At 33.3% G+C, this 14,095-nt stretch carries 8 protein-coding genes and 1 other annotated feature; of the genes, 1 reads left to right on the forward strand and 7 read right to left on the reverse strand.

What is annotated here, in order from left to right:
* Window position 1: 1 nt before the first annotated feature.
* Window positions 2-2,644 (reverse strand): valine--tRNA ligase, encoded by a 2,643-nt coding sequence (locus tag bsdE14_RS00800; RefSeq protein ID WP_264848010.1) that lies wholly within the window; start codon window positions 2,642-2,644, stop codon window positions 2-4.
* A 111-nt stretch (window positions 2,645-2,755) separates the two neighbouring features.
* Window positions 2,756-2,977, reverse strand: a binding site (T-box leader).
* Window positions 2,978-3,079: 102 nt separating this feature from the next.
* A complete protein-coding gene (locus bsdE14_RS00805; protein ID WP_264848012.1) occupies window positions 3,080-4,279 on the reverse strand; it encodes an acetate kinase in 1,200 nt (399 codons plus the stop codon).
* A gap of 389 nt (window positions 4,280-4,668) precedes the next feature.
* Here bsdE14_RS00805 and bsdE14_RS00810 point away from each other — a divergent pair, with 389 nt between their 5' ends.
* Window positions 4,669-5,106, forward strand: coding sequence for a GtrA family protein (locus bsdE14_RS00810; protein ID WP_264848013.1), 438 nt, complete (start codon window positions 4,669-4,671; stop codon window positions 5,104-5,106).
* 128 nt (window positions 5,107-5,234) lie between these two features.
* Here bsdE14_RS00810 and bsdE14_RS00815 read toward each other — a convergent pair whose 3' ends face one another.
* The 5 genes from bsdE14_RS00815 to atpA form a co-directional block, all read right to left on the reverse strand.
* Window positions 5,235-9,521 (reverse strand): 2-hydroxyacyl-CoA dehydratase, encoded by a 4,287-nt coding sequence (locus bsdE14_RS00815; RefSeq protein ID WP_264848014.1) that lies wholly within the window; start codon window positions 9,519-9,521, stop codon window positions 5,235-5,237.
* Between the two features lie 261 nt (window positions 9,522-9,782).
* Entirely contained in the window at window positions 9,783-10,181 is a 399-nt protein-coding gene (gene atpC, locus bsdE14_RS00820) for an ATP synthase F1 subunit epsilon (protein ID WP_264848015.1), read from the reverse strand.
* 15 nt (window positions 10,182-10,196) lie between these two features.
* Complete coding sequence (gene atpD / locus bsdE14_RS00825; RefSeq protein ID WP_264848016.1) at window positions 10,197-11,597, reverse strand: F0F1 ATP synthase subunit beta; 1,401 nt, start codon at window positions 11,595-11,597, stop codon at window positions 10,197-10,199.
* Between the two features lie 97 nt (window positions 11,598-11,694).
* Window positions 11,695-12,552 carry an ATP synthase F1 subunit gamma gene (gene atpG / locus bsdE14_RS00830; RefSeq protein WP_264848017.1) on the reverse strand — a complete coding sequence of 286 codons (858 nt, stop codon included), beginning with the start codon at window positions 12,550-12,552 and terminating at the stop codon, window positions 11,695-11,697.
* 23 nt (window positions 12,553-12,575) lie between these two features.
* Window positions 12,576-14,090 (reverse strand): F0F1 ATP synthase subunit alpha, encoded by a 1,515-nt coding sequence (atpA, locus tag bsdE14_RS00835; protein WP_264848018.1) that lies wholly within the window; start codon window positions 14,088-14,090, stop codon window positions 12,576-12,578.
* Window positions 14,091-14,095 lie beyond the last annotated feature (5 nt).

Here is a 14,095-nt window from a genome sequence, read left to right on the forward strand (position 1 = left end):
ATTATAAGCTTTCAATTCTTTGAATCACAGCATTTAACATTTCTTTATACTTTTCGCCTTTTGCCTTTTCTTCCTGAACAACTGCTTCAGGAGCTTTACTTACAAACTTTTCATTTGAAAGCTTCTTTTCTACTCTTTCAATTTCTGATATTAATTTAGTTTTTTCTTTATTCAGTCTTTCAATTTCTTTTTCCCTATCTATTAAATCAAGAAGAGGAATAAATATTTCTGCTCCTTTAGCTATAATGGATACAGCATTTTCTGGAACCTGCTCCTTTGATGTAATAAATTCTACTGCAGCAGCAGATGCAAGCTTTTCAAAATAAACTGTTCCTCCTTCAATCGCCTCTTTTGCTTCAGTTGATACATATACCATCAATTTTGCTTTTCTTGAAGGTGGCACATTCATTTCAGCTCTTACGTTTCTTATAGCTCTTATTGCATCAATAATATATTCCATGTTAATTTCTGATTCTTTATTATTAAGAGCCTCATTGTACTCAGGCCATTTTGATATTGTAATAGAATCATACTCAGTAGCTAAGTGAGTGTATATTTCCTCAGTTATAAATGGCATAATTGGGTGTAAAAGCTGAAGACTTGTAGTTAGTACCTTATAAAGCACATTAAAGGTTACTCCCTTCTGAGCTTCATCTTCACCATATAGTACAGGTTTTGCCAATTCTATATACCAGTCACAAAATTCAGTCCAGATAAAGTCATATAACTTCTGTGAAGCTATACCTATTTCATACTTTTCAAGATTATCTGTAACTTCCTTAACAATAGTATTTAATCTTGAAAGTATCCATTTATCAGCTTCTGTATAACTAGTACTATCTTTATATTTGTTCATAATCTCTCTGTCTAGATTCATCATAACAAATCTAGATGCATTCCAAATTTTATTTGCAAAGTTTCTAGCTGCTTCAACTTTTTCCATTTGGAATCTTATATCATTACCTGGTGCGTTTCCTGTAATTAGCATGAATCTTAATGCATCAGCTCCATATTGTTCAATTACGTCTAATGGGTCTACTCCATTTCCTAATGATTTGGACATTTTTCTTCCTTCAGCATCTCTAACAAGTCCATGAATTAAAACAGTATCAAATGGAACTTCATTCATATTATGAATTCCAGAGAATATCATTCTCGCAACCCAAAAGAATATAATGTCATATCCAGTTACAAGTGTACTTGTTGGATAAAAATACTTTAAGTCCTCTGTATTGTCAGGCCAACCTAGTGTTGAGAATGGCCATAATGCTGAACTAAACCAAGTATCTAGTACATCTTTATCCTGTACTAAATTTGAACTATTACATTTAGTACAAGTTTTTGGTTCCTCTACAGTTACTATCATTTCACCGCAGTCCTTACAATACCATACTGGGATTCTGTGTCCCCACCACAGCTGTCTTGATATACACCAATCCTGAATATTTTCCATCCAGTTAAAGTATGTCTTTTCAAACCTTTCAGGTACAAATTTTACCTTTTTATCCTTTACAGCATCTATTGCAGGCTTTGCAAGACTCTCCATCTTTACATACCATTGTTTTGATATCATTGGTTCTACAGTTGTATTACAACGATCATGACATCCAACATTATGAACATGTTCCTTAATCTTTACTAGATAGCCCTGCTCCTCTAAATCCTTAACAATAGCTTTTCTAGCTTCATATCTATCCATTCCAGCGTATTTTCCACCATTGCTGCTAATAGTTCCATCTTCATTTAGCATTACTATTTCAGGAAGATTGTGTCTTTTTCCTACTTGATAATCATTTGGGTCATGAGCAGGTGTTATCTTTACAGCACCTGTTCCAAATTCTAAATCTACATAATCATCAGCAATTATTGGTATTTCTCTGCCCACTAAAGGAAGCATTAAAGTTTTTCCTACTAAATGGGTATATCTTTCATCCTTTGGATTTACAGCTACAGCAGTATCTCCAAGCATTGTTTCTGGTCTTGTAGTAGCAATTTCTAAAGATTCATTACTTCCTACAACCGGATATTTGATATGCCAAAAATGTCCTGCCATCTCGCTATACTCAATTTCGGCATCAGAAAGAGCAGTTTTACATTTTGGACACCAATTTGTTATCCTATTACCTTGGTAAATAAGACCTTCATTATAAAGTTTAACAAATACAGTTTTAACAGCTTTATTCAAGTTTTCGTCCATAGTAAAGCTTTCTCTTGTAAAGTCAGCAGATACTCCCATCTTTTTAAGTTGTTGCCTTATTCTCTCCCTATATTCATCGGTCCATTCCCAAACTTTTTCAAGGAAAGCTTCCCTTCCCATTTCCTTTTTCTTAAGCCCTTGTTTTAACAATTCATTTTCTACCTTTACTTCAGTAGCTATGCTAGCGTGATCTTCGCCTGGTAACCAGAGAGTACTAAAACCTTGCATTCTCTTAAATCTTATTAATATGTCTTGAAGGGTATTGTCAATAGCGTGACCTAAGTGAAGCTTTCCAGTTATATTTGGAGGTGGCATCACAATAGTGTAAGGCTTTTTACTTTTATCAACTTCAGGAGTAAAATATCTTTTTTCTTCCCAAGTTTTATAAATTTTGTCTTCAAATTCTTTTGGATTATAAGTAGTTGAAATGTTTTTTAATTCATCCATTTAAATTCCTCCAATAAAATATATTTTTATAAGAAATTAAAAACTATAAATAACACGAATAAATTTAGCTGCATTATTCAAAGCTTATTAACATAAAAAAAGCCTTCATCCTAAAAGGACGAAGACATACTCGCGGTACCACCTTTTTTCCTACAGACAAAGTCGATAGGCTCTTAAAAATTTAACGGTTAAGCAAACCGTCTTTGCTTACTAATCTCAGCAAAGAAGCTCCAAAGCTACCTTCAAGAAAATTTGTATAGAAAGCCTTACAGCCCATGAGCTTTCCTCTCTTAATACTCCTTAATCCTTACTCCTCTTTATCAAAGCTTTTATGTTATTTATTTATATTATAACCATAACGTAAAATCTGTCAATAGTATTTCTTAAATTTATTAATAAACACCTGCATAAAACTATGTGCAGGTGTTTAAATGGTTATTTATTAAATTCAACTATTTCCTTTGTATCTCTAGCTATCATTAGTTCTTCATTGGTTGGAATAACAAGTATTTTAACATCAGAATCTATAGAACTTATATCAGCAGCTTCTCCATGTATATTATTTTTCTCTTTATCAATTTTAATTCCTAGGAATTCTAAACCTTCACAGCAGGCTTCTCTTGAACTGGCAGAATTTTCTCCAATTCCAGCTGTGAATATGATGCAATCTACACCACCAAGAGCTCCAGCATAGGCACTAATGCAAGTCTTTATCCTATAATGGAATACATCTAGTGCAAGCTTAGCTCTTTTGTTTGTATCAGCTGCTGCTCCAAGATCTCTAAAATCACTGCTTAATCCTGATATTCCAAGTACTCCTGACCTTTTATTTATTATATTAGAAACTTCATTAGCAGATAAATCCATTTCCTCCATCATATAAGTAATAATTGCTGGGTCAATATCTCCTGACCTTGTTCCCATGGCTAGTCCAGCAAGTGGAGTAAAACCCATACTTGTATCAATAGATTTACCTCCTTTTATCGCTGCAATACTTGCTCCATTTCCTAAATGGCATGATATTATTTTTAAATCTTTTATATCCATGTTAAGCATTTTTGCAGCCATCTGTGATACATATTTATGAGAAGTTCCATGAAATCCATACTTTCTAATTTTATTTTTTTCATATAATTCATAAGGAAGTGGATATATAAATGCATGTTCAGGCATTGTTTGATGGAACGCTGTATCAAATACCGCTACCATTGGAGTACTAGGCATAAGAGCTTTACAAGCATTGATCCCAATAATGTTTGGCGGATTATGCAGTGGAGCAAGCTTTGAGCAATCTTCAAGAGCCTTCATAACTTTTTCATCAATTAGTACTGAACTTGAATAAGCTTCTCCGCCATGAACAACTCTATGTCCAACTGATGATATCTCATCTACTGATTTAATTACTCCGTTCATCTCATCTACTAAGGTGTCAAGCACTAGCTTTATTGCATCCTGGTGGTCCTTCATTTCTTTCTTTACAATATACTTTTCTCTTCCAGCTACCTTTTGTGTTAAAACAGAACCGTCCATTCCTATTCTCTCAACTAATCCTTGTGCTAAGCACATTTCATTTTTCATATCAATAAGCTGATATTTCAATGAAGAGCTGCCACAATTTATTACTAATATTTTCATAAAAACTTCTCCCTTCAAATACACTAATTCTAATGCTTGGACAAATATGCACATAATAACTTTTATAAAGCTATTCTTATGCTTTATTTAAATATATAGCTATTTGTATATCATATATGTTCATTCGCATATCCTACAATACTTATATTATATAACTTAAGTCATATTTGCAAGAAATAATTCAAAAAAAGCATCAAAAAAACTTGAATTGTACAGTAACTAATAATTAATAGTGTATACAATTTGTATAATTTACTTCTTTTTTAATCAGTAATCACATAAAATTCACATACTTCTTTGACACTAATTCTATAATTTATAGCTATAATTCTTAATAAAGAGAATGTAATACTTTAAAAACAAGTAACAAAAATGAAAGGGTGAACCATATGCGAGTTTCATCGAATCAGTTAACTAAAGTATTTAATTGTATTATCTTTGGAAAACTAAAACATATATCCCGCTTTTCAATTGTAGGGGTAATTAATACTGTTGTTGATTTTCTAATGTTTACATTAAGTCAGTCGGTTTTAGGACTCGGCTACAGCCTTTGTCAAATCATTGGCTACAGTTTTGGAGTAATGAATAGCTTTATGCTAAATAAAAAATGGACTTTTGATGACAAGAGAGCTAATAAAAAGAGCATGCATGAGCTAATTCAGTTTGTAATAGTTAACTTGGTTTCACTTTCTATAACAATAATAGCTATGAAGGTGCTAATAACAAATTTCAATATAGGAATATACTTATCAAAAATTTTAGTTACAACTTTAGCACAAGCTACAAATTATCTTGGATACAAGTTATGGGTATTTAGCGAAAAGTAAAAACTATAGTTTTAGTTATTATAAATTTTAAGCAAATAATTCACTAAAACCATTTTTATTACCATTCCTTCTAAATGAAAAATCCATGGACTATTTTAACATCCATGGATTTACATTTATAATTATATTTACATTTCAAAACCTAACTTTTTATCACTTGCAGCTTCTTCAATTGCTGAAATAACCTCATCATTTGGAAGATTTTTAAATGCAACTGAAAGCATAAGTTTAATTCTATTAAGCTGGTTTACTTCGCTGGCACCTGGATCATAATCTATTGCAGTAATATTAGAACCTGGATATCTATATTTCAGTTCTTTAATCATACCCTTGCCAGTTACATGATTTGGCAGACACGCAAAAGGCTGCATGCATATAATATTTTTCACTCCGCTTTCGATAAGTTCCACCATTTCAGCGGTTAAGAACCATCCTTCACCAGTTTGATTTCCCAGTGAAAGAATAGGTTTTGCTCCTTCAGCAAGATCAGCAATTGTTTTAGGTGCTTCGAATCTATTGGACTTTTCCAATGCTTTCTTCATCTCTCTTCTGTACCACTCTATACCAATAATTGAAGCATTACTTAACACCTGACGCATTTTAGTACCTGAGAGATAATCATGCTTAAAGTTAGAATCGTAAGCGCAATACAGTAAAAAGTCTATAAGATCTGGCATAACAGCTTCAGCGCCTTCATTTTCAACAACCTCAATAACATTGTTATTTGCTGTTGGATGGAACTTTACTAATATTTCTCCAACCAATCCTACTCTTGGCTTTTTAATATCTAAAATTTCTAAGTTATCAAAGTCTTCTACAATCTTTCTGATATTTTCCTTGAAAGACTTTTTATCTCCTGATCTAACCGATTTTTTACACTTATCTACCCAAGACTCATATAGTAAATTGGCTGAACCTTTTATTTTTTCATAAGGCCTAACTTTAAGCAATACTCGCATTAATAGGTCTCCGTAAACAAGCCCCATCATTGCTTTATTTAGTAGTCCTGGTGTAATTGAAAATCCAGGATTTTTCTCCATTCCTACTGCATTTAAAGAAATAACCGGTATATTTTCGTACCCTGCATCTTTCAAAGCCTTTCTCAAAAATCCAATATAGTTTGTAGCTCTACATCCTCCACCAGTCTGAGATATCATAACTGAAAGATTGTTTACATCATATTTTCCAGACTTAACAGCTTCTATAATTTGACCAACTACCATTATAGATGGATAGCAAGCATCATTATTGACGTATTTAAGTCCTTCCTCAACAGCTCCTTTATCTACTGAAGATAACACTTCAAAATTATATCCCGAAACCCTAAAGGCTTCCTCTAAAAATTGAAAATGTATTGGAGACATTTGAGGAACTATTATAGTATGCTTCTCTCTCATCTTTGCAGTAAATACTACTTTTTCAGGAGGGTAAGATATCCTCTTTGGTCTAAATCCATTTCTATCTCTCTCTTCCATAGCAGCCTTTAGTGATCTTATACGAATACGTGCTGCACCTAAGTTATTACCTTCATCAATTTTTAGTACGGTATATATTTTCTCATAATAGGACAATATCTCTTGAACCTGGTCAGTAGTAACTGCATCTAGACCGCAGCCAAATGAATTTAATTGCACTAATTCTAGGTTATTCTCTTTAGCCACAAAACTTGCAGCAGCGTATAATCTAGAATGGTACATCCATTGATCCACTATTCTAAGTGGTCTTTCAATTTCACCTAAATGATCTATGGAATCCTCTGTTAGCACTGCCATGCCAAAGCTTGTAATTATATTAGGAATTCCATGATTAATTTCTGGATCTATATGATAAGGACGACCAGCAAGAACTATTCCTTTTTTTCCTGTATCCTTAAGATATTTTAATACTTCTTCACCTTTTTTTCTTATATCATTTCTCGATGTTTCTAGTTCCTGCCATGCCTTTTCTGCAGCAATACTTACTTCTTCTTTTGGTATTCCAAGTGCAGAAAACTCTTCTTTAAGTCTTTTTAATAAGCGTTTTTTATCATCAAAAGGTAAAAAAGGATTCATATAGTTTATTTCATCGCTTTTTAAAATATCAACATTATTTTTAATTGTCTCAGCGTAAGAAGTAACAATTGGACAATTATAGTGATTGTCTGAATTTTGTTGTTCTACTCTCTCAAAAGGTATACAAGGGTAGAAAATAAATTTAATACCCCTATTTATTAAACTCATAATATGTCCATGAACCAATTTTGCTGGATAACATACTGATTCAGACGGAATTGTTTCAATACCCATCTCATAAATTGCCTTAGAAGATCTTGGTGACAATTCGACTCTGTAGCCTAGCTCAGTAAAGAAAGTATGCCAAAATGGATAATTTTCATATACATTTAATACTCTAGGAATCCCAACTACTCCTCTTTTAGCTTCTTCCTTCTTTAGAGCTTTATAACCAAATATCCTTTTATATTTATAATCATATAAATTAGGCATATCTTCAGTTTTCTTTTCGATTCCAGAGCCTCTTTCACATCTATTTCCGGATATAAACTCTTTTCCGTCCCCAAAAGTATTCACTGTAAGAAGACAATTATTACCGCAAAGTCCACATCTTCTTAAGGTTACATTAGTTTCAAATTCATCAATTTCATACTCTTTAAGAAGTGTACTTGTATATCCAGCTTCATATCTTTCTTTTGAAATTAACGCTGCACCAAAGGCTCCCATTAATCCTGCTATATCAGGTCTAACAGGCTGCCTTTCAGAAACAAGCTCAAAGGCTCTTAAAACTGCATCATTGTAGAAAGTTCCCCCTTGAACAATTATCTTATCACCCATCTCTTCTGGGTTTCTAACCTTAATAACTTTATAAAGTGCATTTTTTATAACAGAATAGGAAAGTCCAGCAGATATATCTCCAACACTTGCCCCTTCCTTTTGTGCTTGTTTTACTCTAGAATTCATAAACACTGTACATCGTGAACCTAAATCAACTGGCTTTTCTGATGTCAGCGCTTGCTCAGCAAAATCACTAACTTTTAAGTTCAATGAATTTGCAAAAGTTTCAATAAATGAACCACAACCTGAAGAACAAGCTTCATTTAATAATATACTATCAATTACGCCGTTCTTGACCCTTAAGCACTTCATATCCTGTCCACCAATATCCAAGATGAAGTCAACTCCAGGAAGGAAAAAATCAGCAGCTTTATAGTGAGCTATGGTTTCTATCTCACCAATATCAATAGATAGTGCAGTTTTCAAAAGAGCTTCTCCATAGCCAGTTACTGTGGAATTTACTATTTTAGCATCCTTAGGTAAAACACTATAAATGTTTTTTAATATTTTTACTGCAGATTTTAATGGACTACCTTCATTGCTCCCATAATAGGAATACAAAAGTGTTCCATTATCATCAATTAACACTGCTTTAGTTGTGGTAGAACCCGCATCAATTCCAAAATAGCAATTACCACTAAATTTACTTAAGTCACCTTTCAAAATGGTGTTTTTACTATGTCTCTCCTTAAACTCAATAAATTCGTCCTTATTAATAAAGAGAGGTCTTAATCTTGGAACTTCATAATTTTCAGCAGCCTTTAAATTAGGAATTCTATCAATTATATTTTTAAAAGATATTTTATTTTGATTTCTTGATGCTAGAGCAGCACCCATTGCAACAAAAAGCTGAGAATTTTCTGGAAAGATTACCTCTGATTCCCCTAGTTTAAGAGTATCAATAAATCTATTTCTAAGCTCTGATAAAAAGTATAATGGTCCTCCTAAAAAGGCCACTTGTCCTCTTATAGGTTTACCACATGCTAGTCCACTAATAGTTTGATTAACAACAGCTTGAAATACTGATGCTGCAATATCTTCCTTTAATGCACCTTCATTTATTAGCGGTTGTATATCAGTTTTAGCAAAAACACCACATCTAGATGCTATTGGATAAATTGTTTTAAAGTTTTTAGCAAGTTCATTTAATCCTATGGCGTCCGTCTGAAGAAGAGATGCCATCTGATCTATAAACGCACCAGTACCTCCAGCGCAGGTTCCATTCATTCTTTGATCTACTCCACCTTCAAAATAGGTAATCTTTGCATCCTCTCCTCCAAGTTCAATTGCTACATCAGTGTGAGGAATAAAATTTTCAATAGTAGTTGTTCCTGCGATTACCTCCTGAATAAATGGTACATCCAGCCACTCTGAAACTGCAAGTCCTCCAGAGCCTGTAATCATCATTGTAATGTTTTTATCTGTAAAATTACTATACGCATCTGTAAGCAAATTTATAATTGTATTTTTTATATCAGAAAAATGTCTTTCATATCTGCTATATAAAATTACATGATTTTCATTTAAGACAACTAGTTTTACTGTTGTAGACCCAACATCTAATCCTACATTTAATACTCTATCCATATAAAATATAGCCCCAAAAGCTATATAATTACCCCCCTCTCAAAATGAACAATACCTATGCTGTTTATTATAAGTAATAAGCAACTAGATAATATATGCTATACATTGCAAAAAAATATGTTCCAATTTGTATTAATAAAAAGATACTTATAATTAAAATATATTAATTATTATATAACTTTAATACCTTTTATTCAACTTTTAAATATGTATAAGAATATTAAAAGGTCTAAATGATTCATAGATCATTTAGACCTTTACCTAGTGTTTTGCCAAAATTCTCATCATTGATCTTCTGAGTTTTAGTTCAGCTCTTTTATTTTCGTGACCACTACTTTTTTCCAAAATTTCTTCGGCTTTTTTCATAGATGCTTCAGCTCTTTCAATATCTATTTCTTCTGGCCATTCAGCAGTTTCACAGAGCATTTCGATTTCATTTTCTTTAACTTTTAGTACTCCACTAGAAGAAAAAACCTTTTTTTCATTGCTATTTTCTTCAATAAATGTTGTTACTGTAGGAATTAAGGAACAAATCATAGCAACGTGATTTGGAAGTATGGAAATACGACCAAGTTCGTTTTCTGTCATTAGTTCTTTAATTTCTCCACTAAATAAAACTCTATCTGGTGTAAGTATACTAAGCTTTAAAGTATCTTTCATTTAAGATCTCCCCTTTTAGCTTTCCATCATAGCCTTAGCTTTTTCTCTTGCTTCATCTATAGTTCCAACAAAAAGGAAAGCTGCTTCTGGCAAATCATCATGCTTGCCTTCCATTATTTCTTTAAAACCCCTTATTGTTTCTTTTACAGTAACAAATTTGCCTGGAATACCGGTAAATTGTTCACCTACTGTAAATGGCTGCGAAAGAAATCTTTGAACTTTTCTAGCTCTTGATACTACTAGTTTATCCTCATCAGATAATTCATCTATACCTAGTATAGCAATTATATCCTGAAGTTCTTTGTATCTTTCAAGTATATGTTTTACATCATTAGCAATTTTATAATGCTCTTCACCAACTATTCTTGGATCAAGTATTCTTGATGTCGAATCCAATGGGTCTACTGCTGGATATATACCAAGTTCCACTATTGATCTTGATAGAACTGTTGTGGCATCAAGGTGAGCAAAAGTTGTAGCTGGTGCCGGGTCAGTTAAGTCATCAGCAGGAACATATACTGCCTGAACTGATGTAATTGATCCTTGTTTTGTTGAAGTAATTCTTTCCTGTAAGGCTCCCATTTCTGTAGCAAGTGTTGGTTGATAGCCAACTGCGCTAGGTATTCTACCTAATAGTGCAGAAACTTCTGAACCAGCTTGTGTAAATCTAAAAATATTATCTATAAATAAGAGTACATCTTGGCCTTGATCTCTAAAGTATTCAGCCATAGTTAAACCTGTAAGAGCAACTCTCATTCTTGCTCCTGGTGGTTCATTCATCTGACCAAATACCATAGCAGTCTTTTCGATAACTCCAGACTCCGTCATTTCACGATAAAGGTCATTTCCTTCTCTTGTTCTTTCACCTACACCAGTAAATACTGATATACCACCGTGCTCTTTTGCAATATTGTTAATTAATTCTTGTATAAGAACTGTTTTACCAACACCTGCACCACCAAATAGACCTATTTTTCCTCCCCTTTGATATGGAGCAATAAGATCTATTACTTTTATACCAGTTTCAAACATTTCTGGTTGAACTGACTGCTCTTCAAAACTTGGAGCAGTTCTATGAATAGGATATTTTAATTCAGCATTAACCTTTTCGCCTTCATCAATGGTTTCACCTAAAACATTAAATAGTCTTCCTAGAACATCTTTACCAACTGGTACTGATATTGGACTACCTGTATCTACAGCTTCCATTCCCCTTCTTAGACCATCGGTCCCTTCCATGGAAATAGTTCTAACAATATCATCACCTACGTGTTGTTCTACTTCTGCTACTAGAATTTTCCCATCTTGCATTGTTATCTCAATAGCATTATAAATACTAGGAAGGCTGTCTGAATCAAATTTTATATCCACTACAGGTCCTATAACCTGCACAACTTTACCAATGTTTTTGGACATCAGCTTTCCTCCTCTCAGTCGAAACACCGAGTAACCCATGCCTTTCAGTTTCCATTAGCGGGTTACCCGTAAAAGCCCATTTAGGACCTTTACTTCCTTACTTTTGTGCCTCTGCTCCGCCTACTATTTCTGAAATTTCTTGAGTTATGGCACCTTGTCTCATTCTATTATACTGCAACTTATATTTATCTAATAAGTCATTGGCATTTTTTGTTGCTCCATCCATTGCAGACATCCTAGTAGATTGCTCACTACTCTTAGAATGAATCATTAAATTTAATATCTTTTCTTTAATATAAATTGGAGCAGCATTATTTAAAATTGAATCTATGTCAGGTTCAAACTTTATATATTTTTCATAGTTGTATTCATCTTCACTTTTTGTTCCAAGAGGAAGTAACTTTTCAAAAACCACTTCTTGCTTAACAGGAGAAATAAATCTAGTATACACTAAAATAACTTCTCCAACTTCTCCATTTTCATAAAGCCCTAGAGCATCATTTGAAATATCTCTAGCTTCCTTAAGAGTTGGTAAATCTGAAATATCAACATACTTTTTATTTATATTAAATTTAAACCTTTCAAAATATGCAATACCTTTTTCCCCTGCTACATTTAGCAAGTAATTACCGTTTTGCACCTTCAATTGATCTATAGTTCTATTAACTATGTTACCGTTAAAGCCTCCACAGAGACCAGAATCTGAAGTAATTACTATATATAATTTTTTGCTGCTCTCGTTACCACTCTTGTAAATGTTATAACCTTCGTGGCTATCAACTAAATCTTTAATAATTCCTTCAAAAGAATCATAATAATTATTATTTATGTCTAGTTTTTCTCTGGACTTTCTTAATTTAGCGGTGGCAACAAGTCCCATGGCCTTAGTTATTTTTTTAGTATTAGTTACAGACTTAATTCTTCTTTTAATTCCTATAAGTCCTGACCCTGCCATACCTTACCTCCCGCAGCGGTTTTTTATTCCTCTGCTAAAAACACTTTTTTAAATTCTTTTATAGCTTCATTTAAAGAGTTCTTAATTTCTTCATCAAGACTTCCTTTTTCAAGTATAGCCTTTCCTAAATCTCTATTGTGTGTATCCATATATTCAAAGAAACTCTTTTCAAACTCTTTAATTCTATCTACATCTATATCAGTTAGAAAATCATTTACTGCAGCATATAAAATCATTACCTGCTTTTCTACTGGCATAGGCTCATATTGCCCTTGTTTAAGAACTTCTGATAATCTCTTACCTTTTTCAAGTCTTTTCTTAGCTTCTTTATCAAGATCTGATCCAAACTGAGAAAAGGCTGCAAGTTCTCTATATTGAGCAAGTTCCAATCTTAAGCTTCCTGCAACTTGTCTCATTGCTTTTATTTGAGCACTTCCACCAACTCTTGATACAGATATACCAGAGTTAACAGCTGGTCTCTGTCCTGAAAAGAACAATTCTGATTCAAGGAATATCTGACCATCTGTAATAGAAATAACGTTAGTAGGAATATAAGCTGTAACGTCACCTGCTAGTGTTTCTATTATTGGTAAAGCCGTTATAGAACCTCCACCTAATTCATCTGAAAGCTTTGCAGCTCTTTCGAGTAACCTTGAGTGAAGATAGAATACGTCTCCAGGATATGCTTCTCTTCCTGGTGGTCTCCTAAGTAGTAGAGCCATAGCTCTATAGGCTACTGCGTGCTTAGACAAATCATCATATACAATAAGAACATCTTTTCCTTGATGCATAAAGTATTCACCCATAGTACATCCAGAATATGGTGATAAGTACTGCAATGGTGCTGATTCAGAAGCTGATGCAGATACTATAATAGTATAATCCATTGCTCCCATTTCACCTAAAGTATTATAAATATGTGCTACTGTGGATTGCTTTTGTCCTATAGCTACATAAATACATATAACATCCTTGCCCTTTTGATTAATAATTGTATCAATTGCAAGAGCAGTTTTTCCTGTTTGTCTATCACCTATTATAAGTTCTCTTTGACCTTTTCCTATTGGAATAGCAGCGTCTATAACCTTTATTCCTGTTTGAAGAGGCTGTTTAACTGATTGTCTTTCTATAACTCCATGAGCCTTAACTTCTACTTCTCTTGTATGAGTAGTATTTATTGGCCCCTTTCCATCTATTGGCGCTCCTAGTGCATTTACAACTCTTCCTAGTAGTTCTTCACCAACTGGAACCTCTACAACTCTGCCAGTTCTCTTAACTATATCGCCTTCTTTAATTCCTTTTTCTTCACCGAATAAAACTGCACCAACGTTATCTTGTTCAAGGTTTAGAGCCATACCATAAACACCATTTGAAAATAGCAACAGCTCACCTTCCATGCAGTCATCAAGCCCATAAATTCTCGCGATACCGTCTCCAACTTGTATTATTGTACCTGAATCTACTGTTTCTAACTTCTTCTCATACTTTTCAATCTGCTGTTTTATAATTGAAGTAATTTCTTCAGGTCGAATGTTCATTGTTT

Source organism: Clostridium omnivorum (assembly GCF_026012015.1).
GTDB lineage: Bacteria > Bacillota > Clostridia > Clostridiales > Clostridiaceae > Clostridium_AX > Clostridium_AX omnivorum.

Coding starts and splice junctions, on each gene's coding strand:
- atpG (WP_264848017.1), bottom strand. CDS start 12,552: ATGGCAGGGTCAGGACTTATAGGAATTAAAAGAAGAATTAAGTCTGTA.
- bsdE14_RS00810 (WP_264848013.1), top strand. CDS start 4,669: ATGCGAGTTTCATCGAATCAGTTAACTAAAGTATTTAATTGTATTATC.
- atpC (WP_264848015.1), bottom strand. CDS start 10,181: ATGAAAGATACTTTAAAGCTTAGTATACTTACACCAGATAGAGTTTTA.
- bsdE14_RS00805 (WP_264848012.1), bottom strand. CDS start 4,279: ATGAAAATATTAGTAATAAATTGTGGCAGCTCTTCATTGAAATATCAG.
- atpD (WP_264848016.1), bottom strand. CDS start 11,597: ATGTCCAAAAACATTGGTAAAGTTGTGCAGGTTATAGGACCTGTAGTG.
- bsdE14_RS00815 (WP_264848014.1), bottom strand. CDS start 9,521: ATGGATAGAGTATTAAATGTAGGATTAGATGTTGGGTCTACAACAGTA.
- bsdE14_RS00800 (WP_264848010.1), bottom strand. CDS start 2,644: ATGGATGAATTAAAAAACATTTCAACTACTTATAATCCAAAAGAATTT.
- atpA (WP_264848018.1), bottom strand. CDS start 14,090: ATGAACATTCGACCTGAAGAAATTACTTCAATTATAAAACAGCAGATT.